The following is a 19,113-nucleotide window of genomic DNA, read 5'->3' on the forward strand; positions in this document are numbered from 1 at the left end:
CAGACCCCCCCCCCCGCCCCCCCCCGGCGAGAGCTTGCGGGCGCCCAACACAAACAGCGAGGGTGTGGGCCCCCCCGCGGAGCCCCCCCCCCCCCCCCGGGGGCGCCGCGCCCCGCCACTCTGCGCATGGGCCCGGCCGTGCTATAGGTCTAAACCAATTTTCGGCTACCCCTTGTCACCGGGGCCGCCGACTGATGAGCTATGCCCGGGGACACAACGGACACCCTGGGAAAGGGAGATGTCGTGAGCAATGAAAGCCTGGCCAATCTGCTCAAGGAGGAGCGGCGGTTCGCACCGCCTGCCGATCTGGCCGCCGCCGCCAATGTGACACGGGCTGCGTACACCGAGGCCGAGGCGGACCGGCTGGGCTTCTGGGCCACGCAGGCCCGCCGCCTGACCTGGGACGTCGAGCCGACCGAGACGCTCGACTGGACCAACCCGCCCTTCGCCAAGTGGTTCGCGGACGGCAAGCTGAACGTCGCGTACAACTGCGTGGACCGCCACGTCGAGGCCGGCAACGGCGACCGCGTCGCCATCCACTTCGAGGGCGAGCCCGGCGACAGCCGTGCGATCACGTACGCCGAGCTCAAGGACGAGGTCTCCAAGGCCGCCAACGCCCTGACCGAGCTGGGCGTCCAGGCCGGCGACCGGGTCGCGGTCTACCTGCCGATGATCCCCGAGGCCGTCGTCGCGATGCTCGCGTGCGCCCGCGTCGGCGCCGCGCACTCGGTGGTCTTCGGCGGCTTCTCCGCCGACGCCGTGGCCTCCCGCATCCAGGACGCCGACGCCAAGCTGGTCATCACCGCGGACGGCGGCTACCGGCGCGGCAAGCCCAGCGCCCTCAAGCCGGCCATCGACGAGGCCGTCGCCAAGTGCCCGCAGGTCGAGCACGTGCTCGTCGTGCGGCGCACCGGCCAGGACACCGCCTTCACCGAGGGCCGCGACGTCTGGTGGCACGAGGTCGTCGGCCGCCAGTCCGCCGAGCACACCCCGCAGGCCTTCGACGCCGAGCACCCGCTGTTCATCCTGTACACCTCGGGGACCACGGGGAAGCCCAAGGGCATCCTGCACACCTCCGGCGGATACCTCACGCAGGCCGCGTACACCCACCACGCCGTCTTCGACCTCAAGCCGGAGAGCGACGTCTACTGGTGCACCGCCGACATCGGCTGGGTGACCGGGCACTCGTACATCGTCTACGGGCCGCTCGCCAACGGCGCGACCCAGGTGATGTACGAGGGCACGCCGGACACCCCGCACCAGGGCCGGTTCTGGGAGGTCGTGCAGAAGTACGGCGTCACCATCCTGTACACCGCGCCCACGGCGATCCGCACGTTCATGAAGTGGGGCGACGACATCCCCGCGAAGTTCGACCTGTCGAGCCTGCGCGTGCTGGGCTCGGTCGGCGAGCCGATCAACCCCGAGGCCTGGATCTGGTACCGCAAGCACATCGGCGGCGACCGCTGCCCGATCGTGGACACCTGGTGGCAGACCGAGACCGGCGCCATGATGATCTCGCCGCTGCCCGGCGTCACCGAGGCCAAGCCGGGCTCGGCGCAGCGCGCCCTGCCCGGGATCGGCGCCACCGTCGTGGACGACGAGGGCCACGAGGTCCCGAACGGCGGGGGCGGCTACCTGGTCCTCACCGAGCCGTGGCCTTCGATGCTGCGCACCATCTGGGGCGACGACCAGCGCTTCGTCGACACGTACTGGTCCCGCTTCGAGGGCAAGTACTTCGCGGGCGACGGCGCCAAGAAGGACGAGGACGGCGACATCTGGCTGCTGGGCCGGGTGGACGACGTGATGCTGGTCTCCGGCCACAACATCTCGACCACCGAGGTGGAGTCGGCGCTGGTCTCGCACCCGTCGGTCGCCGAGGCGGCCGTGGTCGGCGCCAAGGACGAGACCACCGGCCAGGCCATCGTGGCCTTCGTGATCCTGCGCGGCAGCGCCTCCGAGACCGACACCCTGGTCGCCGAGCTGCGCAACCACGTGGGCGCCACGCTGGGCCCGATCGCCAAGCCGAAGCGGATCGTCCCGGTGCAGGAGCTGCCGAAGACCCGCTCGGGCAAGATCATGCGCCGCCTGCTGCGCGATGTCGCCGAGGACCGCGCGGTCGGTGACGTCACCACGCTGGCCGACTCCTCGGTCATGGACCTGATCCAGAGCAAGCTGCCCAGCGCCTCCAGCGAGGACTGAGCGGCACACCGGGCGGCACGCTGAGCGGCACGCTGAGCGACACCGCACGAAAGGGGCATCCGACACATCACGCCGGATGCCCCTTTCGCGCATAAAGTGAAGATCGCCGGATTCACCCTCGCGCGCTCCTGTAAAGTATGGGAAGCGTAAAAAAGCACGTCCACAGGGTGCGCCGGGAAGTCTGGTCGGCAACGAGTTCCGCCATGCCGTCCCACCACCCGGAGGTGTCCCCCCGTGGCCGCGCCCAGCCCCACCGACCGCCACGGCCGCAAGTTCCTCGGCAGGCTCTCCCTGCCCGAGCGGCGCTTCGTGGCCGACGCCCTGCGCGCCGAGACCGTCGGCGGCGTGCTCCTCCTGGTGGCCGCGATCGCCGCCCTGCTGTGGGCGAACATCCCCGGCCTCTCCGACAGCTACGCCACCGTCAGCGACTTCCACATCGGCCCCGCCGCCCTCGGCCTGGACCTCTCGATCCAGCACTGGGCGGCCGACGGTCTGCTCGCCGTCTTCTTCTTCGTCGCCGGCATCGAACTCAAGCGCGAGCTCGTCGCGGGCGATCTGCGCGACCCGAAGGCGGCCGCCCTCCCGGTGATCGCCGCCGTCTGCGGCATGGCCGTGCCCGCGCTGGTCTACGTACTCGTCAACACGGCCGGCGGCGGCTCGATGAACGGCTGGGCGGTCCCGACCGCCACCGACATCGCCTTCGCCCTCGCCGTCCTCGCGGTCATCGGCACCTCGCTGCCGTCCGCCCTGCGCGCCTTCCTGCTGACCCTCGCCGTCGTCGACGACCTCTTCGCCATCATGATCATCGCAGTGTTCTTCACCAGCGAGATCGACTTCCCGGCCCTCGGCGGCGCGGTCGCCGGGCTCGTCCTCTTCTGGATCCTGCTTCGCAAGGGCGTCCACGGCTGGTACATCTACGTCCCGCTCGCCCTGGTCATCTGGGGCCTGATGTACAACAGCGGCGTCCACGCCACCATCGCCGGCGTCGCCATGGGCCTGATGCTCCGCTGCACCCGCAAGGAGGGCGAGAGCACCTCCCCCGGCGAGCACATCGAACACCTCGTCCGCCCCCTCTCGGCCGGCCTCGCGGTCCCGCTCTTCGCGCTCTTCTCCGCCGGGGTCTCCCTCTCCGACAAGGCCATCGCCCAGGTCTTCACCCGCCCCGAGACGCTCGGTGTCCTCCTCGGCCTGGTCATCGGCAAGGCGGTGGGCATCTTCGGCGGCACCTGGCTGGCCGCCCGGTTCACGAGGGCGGAGCTCAACGAGGACCTGGCCTGGCCGGACGTGCTCGCCGTGGCCTCCCTCGCCGGCATCGGCTTCACCGTCTCCCTCCTCATCGGGGAGCTCGCCTTCACCGGAGACCCGGTTCTCACCGACGAGGTCAAGGCCGCCGTCCTGATCGGCTCCCTCATCGCCGCCGTCGTCGCGAGCGTCATGCTCAAGCTCCGCAACCGCAAGTACCGGGCCCTCACCGAGGACGAGGACCGCGACGAGGACCGCGACGGCATCCCCGACATCTACGAGCAGGACAAGCCGGAGTACCACCTGCGGATGGCGAAGATCTACGAGGAGAAGGCCGCGGAGCACCGCCGCAGGGCCGAGACCGCCGCGGCCGCCGCGCTCAAAGCGGCAGCCGGGTCCAGCGCCGAGGGCGACCGTCCGGCATGATCTGAACTGACGCCGCGACGGCGCGGGACAGCCGCCGCCCCGGCGCCGGACGGACGAAGCACGACGACCGCACGACGACCGCACGACGGCAGATGACAGAGGGAGAGAGAGCGATGAGCGCAGGGGACCAAGGGGCGCAGGGAGCCGAGCGCACACTCGGCCAGCTGGTCGCCTCGGCCACCGCCGAGATGTCCGCCCTGGTGCACGACGAGATCGCCCTCGCCAAGGCGGAGATCCGCCAGGACGTCAAGCGCGCGGGCATCGGCGGCGCCGCCATCTCCATCGCAGGGGTGTTCGCACTGTTCTCCCTGCCCGTGCTGAGCTTCGCCGCGGCCTACGGGATCCACAACCTCGGGCTCGGGCTCGCCTGGTCGTTCCTCATCGTCGGCGTCGCGTTCCTGCTGCTCGCGGGCCTGCTGGCGCTGATGGCCATGTCGAAGTTCAAGAAGGTCAAGCCGCCGGAGAAGACCATCGCCTCGGTCAAGCAGACCGCGGCGGTCGTCGGGACCGTCAAGCCGCATCCGCGGCCGGTGAGTGACCAGGCCGTGGGTGTGGCACGCTCGTCCTCATGACAGCCCCCTCTGCGGACTCCAGCACTCCGCCCACCGCCGCGACGGCGGTCAGGATCGACGTGCCCGGCGGGAGAACGGTGACCCACCGGGACGTCGCGGCCAACGGGGCCCGGTTCCACGTCGCCGAACTCGGTGACGGACCGCTGGTGCTGCTGCTGCACGGGTTCCCGCAGTTCTGGTGGACGTGGCGGCACCAGCTGGTCGCGCTCGCCGACGCCGGGTACCGGGCCGTCGCGATGGACCTGCGCGGAGTGGGCGGCAGCGACCGCACCCCGCGCGGCTACGACCCCGCCAACCTGGCGCTCGACATCACGGGGGTCATCCGCTCCCTCGGCGAGCCGGACGCCGCCCTCGTGGGACACGACCTGGGCGGCTACCTCGCCTGGACCGCGGCGGTGATGCGGCCCAAGCTGGTGCGCCGGCTCGTGGTGTCCTCGATGCCGCACCCGCGGCGCTGGCGCTCGGCGATGCTGTCCGACTTCGGCCAGACCCGGGCGAGTTCGCACATCTGGGGCTTCCAGCGGCCGTTCATCCCCGAGCGGCAGCTCGTCGCGGACGACGGGGCGCTCGTCGGGGAGTTGATCCGGGACTGGTCCGGTCCGGTGCCCCCCGAGGCGGACGACCTCGCCGTGTACCGGCGGGCGATGTGCATCCCGTCCACCGCGCACTGCTCGATCGAGCCGTACCGCTGGATGATGCGCTCGATGGCCCGGCCGGACGGGCTCCAGTTCAACCGCCGGATGAAGCGTCCGGTGCGGGTCCCGACGCTGCACCTGCACGGCTCGCTCGACCCGGTGATGCGCACCCGCAGCGCGGCCGGCTCCGGAGAGTACGTCGAAGCCCCGTACCGGTGGCGGCTGTTCGACGGCCTCGGGCACTTCCCGCACGAGGAGGACCCCGCCGCCTTCTCGACCGAGCTGGTGAACTGGCTCAAGGACCCCGAACCGGACCGCTGACCGCCTGACCGACGGTCAGCACGCTTGTCAGCACGACTGCCTGTGCGACCGTCAGTGCGATGGTCCTACGGGCATTCAATTGCCCGGCGCATAGGCCAATTGGCCGCCCCGGACGGGGTTACCGACCTTGGGGCCCGGGCACAGCTCGTTGTATGGGCTGGACGCACGACTACGGTGACACCGCACGCGAACGCCGCCCGGCAGCGACGCCGGGCACGCACGGGAGGACGGGCCGGGACGGCCACGACCCCCGACTCGGGATTCCGCGCATCCTGCGCAGGCGGGCCCGCTGGGTCTCCGCCCGCCTGCGCCATCCACGGACGTAGCCGGCTCCGCGCCCGGTCCCGCAAGGCGATCCGTGCCCGTACGGGCACCCCGTCCCGTACGGATCAGAGGGCGCAGCCCTGGCTGTCGACCCGCCGGTCGGAGACCTTCCCGATCCGGACGTCGTCGCGGACCTCGTCCGCCGTCAGCGCGTACCCGGTGTTGGGGTCGTCGAGCGACTTCGCGAACACGACCCCGTACACCTTGCCCTCGGGCGTCAGCAGCGGGCCGCCGGAGTTGCCCTGGCGGACGGTCGCGAACAGCGAGTAGACGTCGCGCCGGACGGTGCCGCGGTGGTAGATGTCCGGGCCGTTGGCGTTGATCCGGCCGCGGACGCGGGCGGCGCGGACGTCGTACGAGCCGTTCTCGGGGAAGCCGGCGACGATCGCGTCGCTGCTGCTCACCGCGTCCTTGTCGGTGAACTCCAGCGCGGGCGCCTTCAGCTTGGGCACGTCCAGGACGGCGATGTCGCGCTCCCAGTCGTAGAGCACGACCTTGCCGTCGTAGAGCTTGCCCTCGCCGCCGATCTGGACGGTGGGCTCGCCGACCCCGCCGACGACGTGCGCGTTGGTCATCACCTTGCCGGGCGCGAAGACGAAGCCGGTGCCCTCCAGCACCTTGCTGCAACTCGGCGCGGTACCGACGACCTTCACGATCGAGCGCCTGGCCGCCTCGGCGACGGGACTGCGGGCGAGCGCCGGGTCGGGTGCCTTCACCTCGGTGATCGGCTCGTTCGAGAACGGGCTGAAGACCTGCGGGAAGCCGCTGCGCGCGAGGGTGGAGCTGAAGTCCGAGAACCAGGTGTTGGCCTGGGCGGGCAGCACCCGCGAGACGCCGAGCAGCACCTTGGAGTTGCGGACTTCCTTGCCCAGTGTGGGAAGTGACGTCCCGGCGAGCGCCGAGCCGATCAGCCACGCCACCAGCAGCATCGCGACGACGTTGACCAGGGCCCCGCCGGTCGCGTCGAGGGCGCGAGCCGGCGACCACGTGATGTGGCGCCGCAGCCGGTTGCCCAGATGCGTGGTGAGGGCCTGCCCGATCGAGGCGCACACGATGATCACGACCACGGCGATCACGACGACCGTGGTGGACACCTGGGTGCCGTTGTCGGTCACCCGGTCCCAGATCAGCGGGAGCAGGGACACGGCAATGAGACCGCCGCCGAGGAAGCCGATCACCGACAGGATGCCGACGACGAACCCCTGGCGGTAGCCGACGATCGCGAACCACACGGCAGCGACCAGCAAAAGGATGTCCAGCACGTTCACGAGGGTCACCGTCTCATGCGCGCCAGTCGAGCGGGACCTGCCTGGAGCGGTCCCACGGCTGCTCCCACCCGGCGAAATGCAGCAGCCGGTCGATGACTCCGGCGGTAAAACCCCAGACCAGGGCCGATTCGACGGTGAAAGCGGGGCCCAGGTGGCCGCTCGGGTGGACGGCCGTGACGCGATGATCGGGGTTCGTGAGATCGGCCACGGGAACCGTGAAGACGCGGGCGGTCTCGGCCGGGTCCACGACGCCGACGGGGCTGGGATCGCGCCACCAGCCGAGCACCGGGGTCACGACGAACTCGCTGACCGGGATGTACAGGCGCGGCAGAACGCCGAACAGCTGGACGCCGGCGGGGTCGAGGCCCGTCTCCTCCTCGGCCTCGCGCAGGGCGGCGCGCAGCGGGCCGGCGGTGTGCGGGTCGCCGTCCTCCGGATCGAGGGCGCCGCCGGGGAACGAGGGCTGCCCGGGGTGCGAGCGCAGGCTCCCGGCGCGCTCCATGAGCAGCAGTTCGGGGCCGCGGGGGCCCTCGCCGAACAGGATCAGCACGGCGGACTGGCGGCCGCGGCCGTCCTCGGGCGGCAGGAACCGGCTGAGCTGGGTCGGCCGGACCGTCCGCACCGCCTCCACGACGGGGTCGAGCCACCCGGGCAGGCCCTGGCTGCTCACGCGCGGACCGCCGTGGTCCTCGTACGGGGCGCCCCGCATCCCCTGGCCCTGCCCGGGCGGCGCGGCCGCCTGGGCCACGCCGCTCTCGTCCCGCGCTCCGCGCGGCATAGGCACCCCTGCTCCCTGCCGTCGCCGACTCCGGCGCCGGCACCGCCGCCGTCCCGATACGGGGACAACGCGGCCCCGGGCCGGATTCGTTCCTGCGCGGACCGCCGTGCGGCGGCCCGTGGCCGTGCTCCGTGCTCGCGGCCCCCCGACCGGCGCCCGCGATCCCTGCTCAGCCCGAGCCCGCGATCCCCGCTCAGCCCGAGCCCGGGCTCACTGCGCGCCCGCGACCGGGAGGCCGTCCGGCCCGCCGCCCAGCGGCGCGGCCGGGAGCCCCGGGTAGTCCGGCGGAGGGCTCAGCCGCTGTCCGGGCTGGCCGCCCTTCTCGTACTTCAGCAGCTTCCCGGCCTTCTCCGGGTCCGTTTCGCCCTCCCCGTACGCCGGGCACAGCGGGGCGATCGGGCAGGCGCCGCAGGCGGGCTTGCGGGCGTGGCAGATCCGGCGGCCGTGGAAGACGACCCGGTGCGAGAGCATCGTCCACTCGCTCTTCGGGAAGATCGCGCAGATCTCCGCCTCGACCTTCTCCGGGTCCTCCTGCTCGGTCCACTTCCAGCGGCGCACCAGCCGGCCGAAGTGGGTGTCCACGGTGATCCCCGGGACGCCGAACGCGTTGCCGAGGACCACGTTGGCCGTTTTCCGGCCGACTCCGGGCAGCTTCACCAGGTCCTCGATCCGGCCCGGGACCTCGCCGCCGAAGTCGTCCCGCAGGACCTGCGAGAGGCCCATCAGGGAACGCGCCTTCGCCCGGAAGAACCCGGTCGGCCGGATGATCTCCTCCAGTTCCTCCGGCACGGCCGCGGCCATGTCCTCGGGGGTCGGGTAGGCGGCGAACAGGGCCGGGGTCGTCTGGTTCACGCGCAGGTCGGTGGTCTGGGCGGAGAGGACCGTGGCGACCAGCAGCTCGAAGGGGTTCCGGAAGTCGAGCTCGGGGTGGGCGTACGGGTAGATCTCGGCCAGCTCGCGGTTGATGCGGCGGGCTCGGCGCACCATGCCCAGCCGCGATTCCGTTTTCTTGGCCGAAGCTTTGCCCGCGGGCCTCGGCGGCGTCTTCCGGGGCTTCCCGGACGCCTTCTCGGGGGCTTGTTCGCCCACAGCTGAATCGAGGCCGCCCGTCACTCCTGCGGACCCCTTGGCCTGTGCTCTCACCGGCTTATTGGACACCCGGCCAGCCTAAGGCCGGGCGCTGACACCCGCCTGGACCTCAGGTAACACCACTCCGATTGGCCTCTCGCCGCACAGCACGCCCGTCTGTCCGGCATCCTTGTGATTGATCGCACTGTTTGAGCCGTCCGGCAAAATGGGGAGCACGGTCCCCTGAGCTGGTCGACATAGGAGAGAGACTCGTGGACGACGTTCTGCGGCGCGCCCCGCTCTTCGCGGCGCTCGATGACGAGCAGGCCGCGGAGCTCCGCGCCTCCATGGGCGAGGTGACCCTCGCACGCGGTGACGCCCTGTTCCACGAGGGCGACCCCGGCGACCGGCTGTACGTCGTGACCGAGGGCAAGGTGAAGCTTCACCGCACCTCCCCCGACGGTCGCGAGAACATGCTGGCCGTCCTCGGCCCCGGCGAGCTGATCGGCGAGCTGTCGCTGTTCGACCCCGGCCCGCGCACCGCCACCGCCACCGCCCTGACCGAGGTCAAGCTGCTGGGCCTCGGCCACGGCGACCTCCAGCCGTGGCTCAACGCCCGGCCCGAGGTCGCGACCGCGCTGCTGCGCGCGGTGGCCCGGCGCCTGCGCAAGACCAACGACCAGATGTCCGACCTGGTCTTCTCCGACGTCCCGGGCCGCGTCGCCCGCGCCCTCCTGGACCTGTCGCGCCGCTTCGGCGTGCAGTCCGAGGAAGGCATCCACGTCGTGCACGACCTGACGCAGGAGGAGCTGGCCCAGCTGGTCGGTGCCTCCCGCGAGACGGTCAACAAGGCCCTCGCGGACTTCGCGGGCCGCGGCTGGCTCCGTCTGGAGGCCCGTGCGGTCATCCTGCTGGACGTGGAGCGGCTGGCGAAGCGCTCGCGCTGACCGCCGTTCCGCTCGTACGTGGAGGGGTTCCGCCCGACGGGCGGGGCCCTTCCGTGCGTTCGGCCCACGGCGGGGCCCGGTCCCCGCGGGCCGACGGGGAGAGTGGGGCCATGCAGGGCAGAGGGCTGGACGCGTACGGATACATCGAGCGCGAGGGGTCGCTCGGCCGGATCCAGAGCGCCTTCGCGCCCGTCGTCGCCGCCGCCCGCGCGCGGATCCCCGAGGCCTACGGGCAGCGGCTGCACAGCGCCTACCTGTACGGGTCGGTGCCGCGCGGGACGGCCCGGCCGGGGCGCTCGGACCTCGACCTGCTCCTCGCCCTGCACCACGAGCCCGGCGACGAGGACCGGGACACCGCCGAGGTGCTGGCGCGCGGGCTCGACGACGACTTCGCCGAGATCGACGGCGCCGGCGTCCTGCTCTACGGCAAGGGCACCCTGCTGAGCGAGCAGGAACGTTTCGACATGGGCTGGTTCCTCGCCTGCCTGTGCACCCCGCTGCTCGGTGCGGACCTCGCCGAGCACCTCCCGCGCTACCGTCCGGACAGCCTGCTCGCCCGTGAGACCAACGGGGACCTGGCCGCCGTGCTCCCCCGCTGGCGGGCCAGGGTGCGGGCGGCGGCGACCCCCGCCGAGCGCCGGCGGCTCAGCCGGTCCTTCTCACGGCACCTGGTGCGCACCGGGTTCACCCTCGTGATGCCCCGGTGGGGCGGGTGGACGAGCGATCTGGCCGAGTCCGCGGAGGCCTTCGGGCAGTACTACCCGGAGCGCGCCGCGCAGATGCGGGCCGCGGCGGCGGTGGCGCTGGACCCGACCGCGGACCCGGCCGTGCTGCATGCGTACCTGGACGACCTCGGCCCGTGGCTCGCGGACGAGTACACGGCCCGCCACGGCACCAGGACGCCCCGCCAGGGGTCCGGCTGAAGGCGGCCGTCGCGCGAGGGCCGGGCGCCGGCCCGGACCGCCGCTGGGGCCTCTGCCAAGGTCACGGCCGGGACCTGGGCCAAGGCCTCCGTCAGGGTCACGGCCAGGACCTGGGCCAAGGCCTCCGTCAGGGGCACGGCCAGAACCTCGGCCAAGGCCTCAGTCAGGGCCTGGGTCAGACGTCCGTCAGGGCCTCGACCGCCTGCTTCGCCTCCAGCAGGTCCGCCCCGGTGACCCGCCGGTAGACACGGATGGCCTCGACCGTGCGGCCGGCGCGCACCAGCGCCCGTACCTCGTCCAGCCCGGCCGGCTCCGGCTCCTCGATGCCGAAGTGGTCCAGGACCAGGCCCAGCCGCCGCTCCAGCCGCTCCGAGCGCCGCTCCAGGGCCTTCATCCGCAGGGTCACCGTCGAGGTGATCCAGGCGGCCGTGGCGAGCAGCGCGAGCAGCAGGAACAGCGTGGTCATTCAGGTCCCCCCGGGATCAGTCCGTGATCTTGAAGGTACTCCAGCTGCGCCCGTACGGACCACTCCGCGGCGGGCCACAGCGAGCGGTCCACGTCCGCGTAGACGCGGGCGACCACGGCCTCGGGGGTGATGAAGCCGTCCTCGACCGCGGTCTCGATCTGTGCGAGCCGGTGCGCCCGGTGGGCCAGGTAGAACTCCACGGCGCCCTGTGCGTCGTCCAGGACCGGCCCGTGGCCCGGGAGCACCGTGTGCACGCCGTCGTCGACCGTCAGCGAACGCAGCCGGCGCAGGGAGTCCAGGTAGTCGCCGAGGCGGCCGTCGGGGTGCGCCACGACGGTGGTGCCGCGGCCGAGGACGGTGTCGCCGGTCAGGACGGCGCGGTCGGCGGGCAGGTGGAAGCAGAGCGAGTCGGCGGTGTGGCCGGGCGTCGGGACCACGCGCAGCTCCAGACCGCCGGTCCGGATCACGTCGCCGGCGCCGAGCCCCTCGTCGCCGAGGCGCAGGGCGGGGTCCAGGGCGCGGACCTTGGTGCCGGTGAGCTCGGCGAAGCGGCCGGCGCCCTCGGCGTGGTCGGGGTGGCCGTGGGTGAGGAGGGTCAGCGCGATCCGCTTGCCCGCCCGTTCGGCGGTCTCCACGACGGCGCGCAGGTGGGCCTCGTCCAGCGGGCCGGGGTCGATGACGACGGCCAGCTCGGAGCCGGGCTCCGAGACGAGCCAGGTGTTCGTGCCGTCCAGGGTCATCGCGGACGCGTTGGGGGCCAGGATGTTGACCGCGCGGGCGGTGGCGGGCCCCGAGGTGACGATTCCGCGGGGCTGTCCGGGCAGAGCGGCGGCGCTGGTCACGGGGTGCCTCCGAGGCGGACGTGCTTGGTGAACTCGTCGTGCCCCGGCCAGCTGAGCACCAGCTCGCCGTTGTCCAGCGAGGCCGTGGCCAGTACGGGGTTCAGGTCCTGGGCGGTGGCGGCGGCGAGGGCGCCGGCGGCGCTCCCGTACGGCTCCAGCGAGCGCAGCGTGGAGATGGTGGGCGGCATCATCAGCAGTTCGCCCTTGTCGTAGCCGGCGGCGGCGTCCGCGGGGCGGATCCAGACGGTCCGGTCGGCCTCGGTGGAGGCGTTGCGGGTGCGCTGGCCCTCGGGGAGGGCGGCGACGAAGAACCAGGTGTCGTAACGGCGGGGCTCGAATTCCGGGGTGATCCAGCGGGCCCAGGCGCCGAGCAGGTCGGAGCGCAGCAGCAGGCCCCGGCGGTCGAGGAACTCGGCGAAGGACAGGTGGCGGGCGACGAGGGCCTCCCGGTCGGCTTCCCAGTCGTCGCCGGTGGTGTCGCCGACGACGGTGTCGGGGGTTTCGCCGGCGAGCAGGACGCCCGCCTCCTCGAAGGTCTCGCGGACGGCTCCGCAGACGATGGCCTGCGCGGTCCGGGGATCGGTGGCGAGGCGGTCGGCCCAGGCGTCGCGGCCCGGCCCGGCCCAGCCGACGAGGTGGTCCTCGTCGCGCGGGTCGACGCCGCCGCCGGGGTAGGCGTACGCGCCGCCGGCGAAGGCCATGGAGGCCTTGCGGCGCAGCATGTGCACGGCGGGACCGGCGGGGGTGTCGCGCAGGAGCATCACCGTGGCGGCGCGGCGGGGTTCCACCGGAACGAGGGAACCGTCCATGAGCGCGCGGATGCGGTCCGGCCATTCCGGCGGGTACCACTGGCCTCCGGCGGGGGGCTGCTGCTGACCGTGCTGACCATTCGGCATGACGGGATGCTACGGGGATCCGGCCCGATGTTCGAGAGTGCCCCGGCGATGGGCCGGGGCACTCCGGGCAGTGCCTCGGGGGCAGTGCCTCAGGAAGCGGCGATCTCGACCTGGATCTCGACCTCGACGGGGGCGTCCAGCGGGAGCACCGCCACGCCGACGGCGCTGCGGGCGTGCACGCCCTTCTCGCCGAGCACCGCGCCCAGCAGCTCGCTCGCACCGTTGAGCACGCCCGGCTGACCCGTGAAGTCGGGGGCCGAGGCGACGAAGCCGACGACCTTCACGACGCGCACGATCTTGTCCAGGTCACCGATCACGGACTTCACGGCCGCCAGCGCGTTCAGCGCGCAGGTCGCGGCCAGCTCCTTGGCCTGCTCCGCGGAGACCTCGGCGCCGACCTTGCCGGTGACCGGGAGGCTGCCCTTGACCATCGGGAGCTGTCCCGCGGTGAACACGTACGCGCCCGACCGCACGGCCGGCTGGTACGTGGCCAGCGGCGGGACGACCTCCGGCAGGGTCAGGCCGAGTTCGGCCAGCTTCGCCTCGACAGCGCCGCTCATGCCTTCTCCCGCTTGAGGTAGGCCACGAGCTGCTCGGGGTTGTTCGGGCCGGGCACGACCTGGACGAGCTCCCAGCCGTCCTCGCCCCAGGTGTCCAGGATCTGCTTGGTGGCGTGGACCAGCAGCGGGACCGTCGCGTATTCGAACTTCTTGGTCATGGGGGCGAGCGTAACGCCTGTCGCCGCGCGGGTCCGCCCGGCCGGACGCCGGGGGAGGCTCATGCGCGGCCCGTGGGGCGAGTGGTTAGGCTCAGAGGCTGTGAGCAGGCTCCAGGTGGTCAGCGGCAAGGGCGGAACCGGAAAGACCACGGTCGCCGCGGCACTCGCGCTCGCCCTCGCGCGCGAGGGCAGACGGACGCTCCTCGTCGAGGTCGAGGGCAGGCAGGGGATCGCGCAGCTCTTCGGCGCGGAGGCGCTCCCGTACGAGGAGCGGAAGATCGCCGTCGCGTCGGGCGGCGGGGAGGTCTTCGCACTGGCCATCGACGCCGAGCGCGCCCTGCTGGACTACCTCCAGATGTTCTACAAGCTGGGTTCCGCCGGCCGCGCCCTCAAGAAGCTCGGCGCCATCGACTTCGCGACGACCATCGCGCCGGGGCTGCGGGACGTGCTGTTGACGGGCAAGGCGTGCGAGGCGGTCCGGCGCAAGGACAAGGCCGGCGCGTTCGTCTACGACCACGTGATCATGGATGCGCCGCCCACGGGACGGATCACCCGTTTCCTGAACGTCAACGACGAGGTGGCGGGGCTGGCCCGGTTCGGGCCGATCCACAACCAGGCGCAGGCCGTCATGAAGGTGCTCAAGTCCCCGGAGACGGCCGTCCACCTGGTCACGCTGCTGGAGGAGATGCCCGTCCAGGAGACCGCCGACGGGATCGCCGAGCTCCGGGAGGCGGGGCTGCCGGTGGGGCGGGTCGTCGTGAACATGGTGCGGCCGCACCACTTGGACGAGGACGCCCTGCGGGCCGCCGCCGGCGAGCGCCGGGCCGACGTGGCCAGGGCGCTGTCCCGGGCGGGCCTGGGCGGCGCGCGGCGCGGCGGGCTCGCGGAGCGGCTGGTGGACCCGCTGCTCACGCAGGCCGCCGAGCACGCGGGCCGGGTGGAGCTGGAGCGCGCGCAGCGCACCGTACTGGGGCAGTTGGACATGGCGACGTACGAACTCCCCCTGCTCGGCGCGGGGATGGATCTGGCCGGGCTGTACGAACTGGCCTCCGAGCTCCGGAAGCAGGCGGGCGGGGAATGAGCGGGTCCACCGCGACGACGACCGCACAGACCACCGGGACCATCACAGGAACCACCACCGGGACCACCACCGCGGACGCGGGGACGAAGGCGGGCATCGGAATGGACACTGCGCCCCGGCTGGCCGTCGACCGGCTGCTGGACGACCCCACGACGCGGATCATCGTCTGCTGCGGCGCGGGCGGGGTCGGCAAGACCACCACCGCCGCGGCCCTGGGCGTCCGGGCGGCCGAGCGCGGGCGGAAGGTGGTCGTGCTGACGATCGACCCGGCGCGCCGGCTCGCCCAGTCGATGGGGATCGACTCGCTGGACAACACCCCGCGCAAGGTGACGGGCGTCGACGGCGGCGAACTGCACGCCATGATGCTCGACATGAAGCGGACCTTCGACGAGATCGTCGAGGGTCACGCGGACCCCGAGCGGGCGCAGGCCATCCTCGCGAACCCCTTCTACCAGTCCCTGTCGGCCGGCTTCGCGGGCACGCAGGAGTACATGGCGATGGAGAAGCTGGGCCAGTTGCGGGCGCGGGACGACTGGGACCTGATCGTCGTGGACACCCCGCCGAGCCGGTCCGCGCTGGACTTCCTCGACGCGCCGAAGCGGCTGGGGTCCTTCCTGGACGGGAAGTTCATCCGGGTGCTGATGGCTCCGGCCAAGGTGGGCGGCCGGGCGGGGATGAAGTTCCTCAACGTCGGCATGTCCCTGATGACGGGCACGCTGAGCAAGCTGATGGGCGCCTCGCTGCTGAAGGACGTACAGACGTTCGTGGCGGCGATGGACACGATGTTCGGCGGGTTCCGCACCCGCGCGGACGCGACGTTCCGGCTCCTCCAGGCTCCGGGCACGGCGTTCCTGGTGGTCGCGGCGCCCGAGCCGGACGCGGTCCGGGAGGCGGCGTACTTCGTGGAGCGGCTGGCCGCGGAGAACATGCCGCTCGCCGGACTCGTACTGAACCGGGTGCACGGCAGCGGCGCCGACCAGCTGTCCGCCGAACGGGCGTTGGCCGCCGCAGAGAATCTTGAAGAGGGCGGCATTGTCGATCAGGAGTCCGGGAAAGCTGGACTTCGTGACTCGGCCGACTCCCCCTCAGACCCCGATGCCGATGCCGACGTGGACGAGATCACCGCAGGGCTGCTGCGCCTGCACGCCGAACGGATGCAGGTGATCGCGCGCGAACAGCGCACACGCGATCGCTTCACCTCGCTGCACCCCGAGGTGCCGGTGGCCGAAGTGGCCGCCCTGCCCGGCGATGTGCACGACCTCGCCGGGCTACGGGCCATCGGAGAGCGACTCGCGGCCGGGGTTCCGGCCGGAGCGTAGGCGTTCGTACGACGGGCGCCTCCGGGTGCGGAGGCACTCGTACGCGGGATGGCGCGGGGGGTCTACCCGGCTGCCGCGTACGTCTCGTACGGAACGTCGATCTCCGCATCGACATCCACGGTGAGGATGCCCGTACTGCGCTCGTACTCCGTGCGAGCGGTTTCGAGCAGCCGTCGCCACGAGGTGACGGTGGGACGCCGGCGCAGCAATGCGCGACGCTCCCGCTCGGTCATTCCGCCCCACACGCCGAACTCGACACGATTGTCGAGCGCGTCGGCCAGGCACTCGGTCCGCACCGGACACCCGGTGCACACCGCCTTGGCCCTGTTCTGTGCCGCTCCTTGAACGAACAGTTCATCCGGATCGGTAGTGCGGCAGGCTGCCTGCGCACTCCAGTCGGTAACCCAGCCCATCCCGGCGCCGTCCTCTCCCGAATCGAGGCTCCCCCACGGCGGTAGCGGCATATTCACCGCTGCCAGTTGAGGACGTTACGGAAGGCGGCCACGGCGCAACACCCCCGACGGGCCCAATCTTGAATGGTCCGAACGGACTATGGGTAAGCGGCAGATCACCCGACGGAGTGATCCGGCGACATGCCCGACCATTCCGGCAATTCGGATGGAATCGGCGGACCGCGGACGAACGACCGTCAGAGTGAGGGGCGGGATTCGGACATATGTCCACCCCATTCGGGAAGGGTGAAAATCAAGCCGAGGGGTTGATGTCGCACCACACTGCTGTGACAGTTGGGGACAGCTTAGGCCAAGGCATTCGCGCGTGTCCGGCGAATGAGAACGTAGGCTGCCCTCCATGGGAAAGAAGCGCTCGGGCGCCGGGCTCACGGGGCCGCAGCAGGCCGCCAAGTTCCTCGGGGTGTCCGTTCTCTCCGGAGTCGTCCTGGCCGGCATCGCGATCCCGGGCGCAGGCGCCCTCGGGCTCGCCGCGAAGGGCACGGTCGAGGGATTCGACGAGATCCCGGCCAATCTGAAGACACCGCCGCTGAGTCAGCGCACGACGATTCTGGACGCCGAAGGTGGCTTGATCGCCACGGTCTATTCGCGGGACCGGCAGGTGGTGCCGCTCACGGCCATCTCCCCGTACATGCAGAAGGCGATCGTCGCGATCGAGGACTCGCGTTTCTACGAGCACGGCGCGGTCGACCTGAAGGGCATCCTGCGCGCGGCCAACCGCAACGCGCAGGAGGGCGGAGCCGCGCAGGGCGCCTCCACGCTGACGCAGCAGTACGTGAAGAACGTCTTCGTCGAGGAGGCCGGCGACGACGAGACCAAGGTGCGCGAGGCCCAGGAGAAGAGCCTGGGCCGCAAGGTCCGCGAGCTGAAGTACTCGATTCAGGTCGAGGAGGAACTCGGGAAGAAGAAGATCCTCGAGAACTACCTCAACATCACGTACTTCGGCCAGCAGGCGTACGGCATCGAATCCGCCGCCCAGCGCTACTTCAGCAAGCCGGCCAAGGACCTCACCCTCGACGAGTCGGCGCTGCTGGCCGGCGTCGTGCAGTCGCCGAGCCGGTTCGACCCGGTGAACGACGCACAGGAGGCGATGAAGCGCCGCAACGTCGTCCTCCAGCGGATGGCCGACATGAAGGACATCTCGCAGGCCGAGGCGGACGAGGCCAAGAAGAAGCCGGTGACGCTGAAGGTGACGCGGCCGAAGAACGGCTGCATCACCGCCGTCAAGGGCGCGGGCTTCTTCTGCGACTACGTGCGCAACACCTTCCTGACCGACCCGGTGTTCGGCAAGACCCGCGAGGAGCGGGCCAAGCTCTGGAACCAGGGCGGCCTGACCGTGCGCACGACGCTGGACCCGCAGTCGCAGGAGTCCGTCAACGACTCGATCAAGGAGCACGTCAACCAGGACGACAAGGTCGCCACGGCCGTCACCCTGGTACAGCCGGGCACCGGCCGCGTGCTCGCCATGGGCCAGTCCAAGCCGTACGGCTTCGGCAAGAACGAGACGCAGATCAACTTCTCCGTGGACAAGCGGATGGGCGGATCGAGCTTCGGCTTCCCGACCGGCTCGACCTTCAAGCCGTTCGTCGCGGCCGCGGCCCTGGAGAAGGGCGTGCCGGCGGGCAAGACGTACCCGTCCCCGCACGACATGGAGTACCCGAGCCCGGTGGAGACCTGCGGCGACAAGCCGTGGGTCAACACCTCCCACGACCGGGTCGAGAACGAGTCCGAGTCCGAGCGCGGCCCGTACGGCATGCAGGACGCGATGGCCAAGTCGGTCAACACCTACTTCGTGGAGATGATCTCCGAGAACGGGCTCTGCCCCGTGACCGAGATGACCACCAAGCTCGGCGTGATCCCGGCCGACGGGACGAAGCTCCCCGAGGTCCCGGCCATCGCGCTCGGCACCGAGGGCATGTCGCCGCTGACCATGGCGAACGCGTACGCGACCTTCGCCAACCGCGGCGTGCACTGCACCCCCGTCGCCCTGGAGTCCATCACCGACTCGCACGGCAAGGCGCTGGCCGTGCCGAAGTCCCAGTGCGACCGCGTGATGTCGGAGAAGACCGCCGACACCATCAACACGCTGCTGCTCGGCGTGGTCGACTCCGGTACGGGTACGGCCGCGGGCCTGACCGACCGGCAGAACGCGGGCAAGACCGGAACCACCGACAGCCGCTACAACGCCTGGTTCGTCGGGTACACGCCGAACATGGCCGGCGCGACGTGGGTCGGCTCGGGCGGCTCCAAGCAGGTGTCGATGGAGAACATCACCATCGGCGGCCAGTACTACGACAAGGTCTACGGCGGCGGGCTGCCCGGCCCGATCTGGAAGCAGGCGGTCACGGGCGCACTGTCGGGCCGGGAGGCGCCGAACTTCACCACGGTGAACATCACGGACGGCGGCATGCCGACCGGCGGCGGCCGGCCCAGCACGAACCCGAACCCCACCCCGAACAAGCCGGGCAAGCCGGGTAAGCCCGGTAAGCCGGGCGGCGACAACAAGCCCGGCGGCCGCCCCGGCGGCCAGACGGCGGCGGGCGCCACCGGCGGCAACACCCCGACGAACCCGTTCCCGGACATCCCCCTGGACCCGGGCGCTGTCTCTTATACACAGA

The 19,113-nt window shown here is 71.6% G+C and carries 18 protein-coding genes; 9 read left to right on the forward strand and 9 right to left on the reverse strand.

Annotated features, from left to right (window positions below; translation table 11 throughout):
- Positions 1 to 201: 201 nt before the first annotated feature.
- From acs to ACFXA3_RS10085, 4 genes are all read left to right on the forward strand, one after another.
- Complete coding sequence (acs, locus tag ACFXA3_RS10070) at positions 202 to 2,199, forward strand: acetate--CoA ligase (protein ID WP_385184495.1); 1,998 nt, start codon at positions 202 to 204, stop codon at positions 2,197 to 2,199.
- A 234-nt stretch (positions 2,200 to 2,433) separates the two neighbouring features.
- Complete coding sequence (gene nhaA, locus ACFXA3_RS10075) at positions 2,434 to 3,867, forward strand: Na+/H+ antiporter NhaA (protein ID WP_385184498.1); 1,434 nt, start codon at positions 2,434 to 2,436, stop codon at positions 3,865 to 3,867.
- Between the two features lie 113 nt (positions 3,868 to 3,980).
- Positions 3,981 to 4,439, forward strand: a complete 459-nt coding sequence (locus ACFXA3_RS10080) for a phage holin family protein (RefSeq protein ID WP_385184500.1) — start codon at positions 3,981 to 3,983, stop codon at positions 4,437 to 4,439.
- Positions 4,436 to 5,395 (forward strand): alpha/beta fold hydrolase, encoded by a 960-nt coding sequence (locus ACFXA3_RS10085; protein ID WP_385184503.1) that lies wholly within the window; start codon positions 4,436 to 4,438, stop codon positions 5,393 to 5,395. The genes ACFXA3_RS10080 and ACFXA3_RS10085 overlap by 4 nt, the downstream gene beginning before the upstream one ends.
- Positions 5,396 to 5,784: 389 nt before the next feature.
- Here the strand turns inward: ACFXA3_RS10085 and ACFXA3_RS10090 are convergent, their stop codons facing one another.
- The 3 genes from ACFXA3_RS10090 to nth form a co-directional block, all read right to left on the reverse strand.
- Entirely contained in the window at positions 5,785 to 6,987 is a 1,203-nt protein-coding gene (locus ACFXA3_RS10090; protein WP_385184528.1) for a MarP family serine protease, read from the reverse strand.
- Positions 6,988 to 7,000: 13 nt separating this feature from the next.
- A complete protein-coding gene (locus ACFXA3_RS10095) occupies positions 7,001 to 7,696 on the reverse strand; it encodes an NUDIX hydrolase (protein WP_385184530.1) in 696 nt (231 codons plus the stop codon).
- Positions 7,697 to 7,975: 279 nt separating this feature from the next.
- Positions 7,976 to 8,752, reverse strand: a complete 777-nt coding sequence (gene nth / locus ACFXA3_RS10100; protein WP_385184506.1) for an endonuclease III — start codon at positions 8,750 to 8,752, stop codon at positions 7,976 to 7,978.
- Positions 8,753 to 9,105: 353 nt separating this feature from the next.
- Between nth and ACFXA3_RS10105 the strand changes: the two genes are divergently transcribed.
- Both ACFXA3_RS10105 and ACFXA3_RS10110 read left to right on the forward strand, forming a co-directional pair.
- Complete coding sequence (locus ACFXA3_RS10105) at positions 9,106 to 9,780, forward strand: Crp/Fnr family transcriptional regulator (RefSeq protein WP_003981529.1); 675 nt, start codon at positions 9,106 to 9,108, stop codon at positions 9,778 to 9,780.
- Positions 9,781 to 9,890: 110 nt separating this feature from the next.
- Positions 9,891 to 10,703: a nucleotidyltransferase domain-containing protein gene (locus tag ACFXA3_RS10110; protein WP_385184509.1), complete on the forward strand. Its 813-nt coding sequence runs from the start codon at positions 9,891 to 9,893 to the stop codon at positions 10,701 to 10,703.
- Between the two features lie 175 nt (positions 10,704 to 10,878).
- Here ACFXA3_RS10110 and ACFXA3_RS10115 read toward each other — a convergent pair whose 3' ends face one another.
- The 5 genes from ACFXA3_RS10115 to ACFXA3_RS10135 form a co-directional block, all read right to left on the reverse strand.
- The gene (locus tag ACFXA3_RS10115; protein WP_385184512.1) at positions 10,879 to 11,169 is read right to left on the reverse strand and encodes a hypothetical protein; all 291 of its coding nucleotides are present in this window, start codon (positions 11,167 to 11,169) and stop codon (positions 10,879 to 10,881) included.
- Positions 11,166 to 12,011, reverse strand: coding sequence for an MBL fold metallo-hydrolase (locus ACFXA3_RS10120; protein WP_385184515.1), 846 nt, complete (start codon positions 12,009 to 12,011; stop codon positions 11,166 to 11,168). Before ACFXA3_RS10120 ends, ACFXA3_RS10115 begins: the two co-directional genes overlap by 4 nt.
- Positions 12,008 to 12,907, reverse strand: a complete 900-nt coding sequence (locus tag ACFXA3_RS10125; RefSeq protein WP_385184518.1) for an NUDIX hydrolase — start codon at positions 12,905 to 12,907, stop codon at positions 12,008 to 12,010. Before ACFXA3_RS10125 ends, ACFXA3_RS10120 begins: the two co-directional genes overlap by 4 nt.
- 89 nt (positions 12,908 to 12,996) lie before the next feature.
- Positions 12,997 to 13,467, reverse strand: coding sequence for a RidA family protein (locus ACFXA3_RS10130; protein ID WP_385184520.1), 471 nt, complete (start codon positions 13,465 to 13,467; stop codon positions 12,997 to 12,999).
- Complete coding sequence (locus ACFXA3_RS10135) at positions 13,464 to 13,625, reverse strand: DUF4177 domain-containing protein (RefSeq protein WP_007264966.1); 162 nt, start codon at positions 13,623 to 13,625, stop codon at positions 13,464 to 13,466. The genes ACFXA3_RS10130 and ACFXA3_RS10135 overlap by 4 nt, the downstream gene beginning before the upstream one ends.
- 100 nt (positions 13,626 to 13,725) lie before the next feature.
- On the opposite strand from ACFXA3_RS10135, the gene ACFXA3_RS10140 reads away from it, so the two are divergent.
- Complete coding sequence (locus tag ACFXA3_RS10140; RefSeq protein WP_385184523.1) at positions 13,726 to 14,706, forward strand: ArsA family ATPase; 981 nt, start codon at positions 13,726 to 13,728, stop codon at positions 14,704 to 14,706.
- Positions 14,707 to 14,807: 101 nt separating this feature from the next.
- A complete protein-coding gene (locus tag ACFXA3_RS10145) occupies positions 14,808 to 16,025 on the forward strand; it encodes an ArsA family ATPase (protein ID WP_385184533.1) in 1,218 nt (405 codons plus the stop codon).
- A gap of 62 nt (positions 16,026 to 16,087) precedes the next feature.
- Here ACFXA3_RS10145 and ACFXA3_RS10150 read toward each other — a convergent pair whose 3' ends face one another.
- Positions 16,088 to 16,438: a WhiB family transcriptional regulator gene (locus ACFXA3_RS10150; protein ID WP_030299276.1), complete on the reverse strand. Its 351-nt coding sequence runs from the start codon at positions 16,436 to 16,438 to the stop codon at positions 16,088 to 16,090.
- A gap of 397 nt (positions 16,439 to 16,835) precedes the next feature.
- Here ACFXA3_RS10150 and ACFXA3_RS10155 point away from each other — a divergent pair.
- A partial coding sequence (locus ACFXA3_RS10155) for a transglycosylase domain-containing protein (RefSeq protein ID WP_385184526.1) occupies positions 16,836 to 19,113 on the forward strand: 2,278 nt, incomplete at its 3' end.

The organism is Streptomyces sp. NPDC059456 (assembly GCF_042750055.1).
GTDB lineage: Bacteria > Actinomycetota > Actinomycetes > Streptomycetales > Streptomycetaceae > Streptomyces.

Excerpts from the sequence above, each read along its gene's own strand:
- acs (WP_385184495.1), top strand. The coding sequence starts at position 202 with ATGCCCGGGGACACAACGGACACCCTGGGAAAGGGAGATGTCGTGAGC.
- ACFXA3_RS10080 (WP_385184500.1), top strand. The coding sequence starts at position 3,981 with ATGAGCGCAGGGGACCAAGGGGCGCAGGGAGCCGAGCGCACACTCGGC.
- ACFXA3_RS10085 (WP_385184503.1), top strand. The coding sequence starts at position 4,436 with ATGACAGCCCCCTCTGCGGACTCCAGCACTCCGCCCACCGCCGCGACG.
- ACFXA3_RS10095 (WP_385184530.1), bottom strand. The coding sequence starts at position 7,696 with ATGCGGGGCGCCCCGTACGAGGACCACGGCGGTCCGCGCGTGAGCAGC.
- nth (WP_385184506.1), bottom strand. The coding sequence starts at position 8,752 with ATGGTGCGCCGAGCCCGCCGCATCAACCGCGAGCTGGCCGAGATCTAC.
- ACFXA3_RS10110 (WP_385184509.1), top strand. The coding sequence starts at position 9,891 with ATGCAGGGCAGAGGGCTGGACGCGTACGGATACATCGAGCGCGAGGGG.
- ACFXA3_RS10115 (WP_385184512.1), bottom strand. The coding sequence starts at position 11,169 with ATGACCACGCTGTTCCTGCTGCTCGCGCTGCTCGCCACGGCCGCCTGG.
- ACFXA3_RS10125 (WP_385184518.1), bottom strand. The coding sequence starts at position 12,907 with ATGCCGAATGGTCAGCACGGTCAGCAGCAGCCCCCCGCCGGAGGCCAG.
- ACFXA3_RS10130 (WP_385184520.1), bottom strand. The coding sequence starts at position 13,467 with ATGAGCGGCGCTGTCGAGGCGAAGCTGGCCGAACTCGGCCTGACCCTG.
- ACFXA3_RS10135 (WP_007264966.1), bottom strand. The coding sequence starts at position 13,625 with ATGACCAAGAAGTTCGAATACGCGACGGTCCCGCTGCTGGTCCACGCC.
- ACFXA3_RS10145 (WP_385184533.1), top strand. The coding sequence starts at position 14,808 with ATGGACACTGCGCCCCGGCTGGCCGTCGACCGGCTGCTGGACGACCCC.
- ACFXA3_RS10150 (WP_030299276.1), bottom strand. The coding sequence starts at position 16,438 with ATGGGCTGGGTTACCGACTGGAGTGCGCAGGCAGCCTGCCGCACTACC.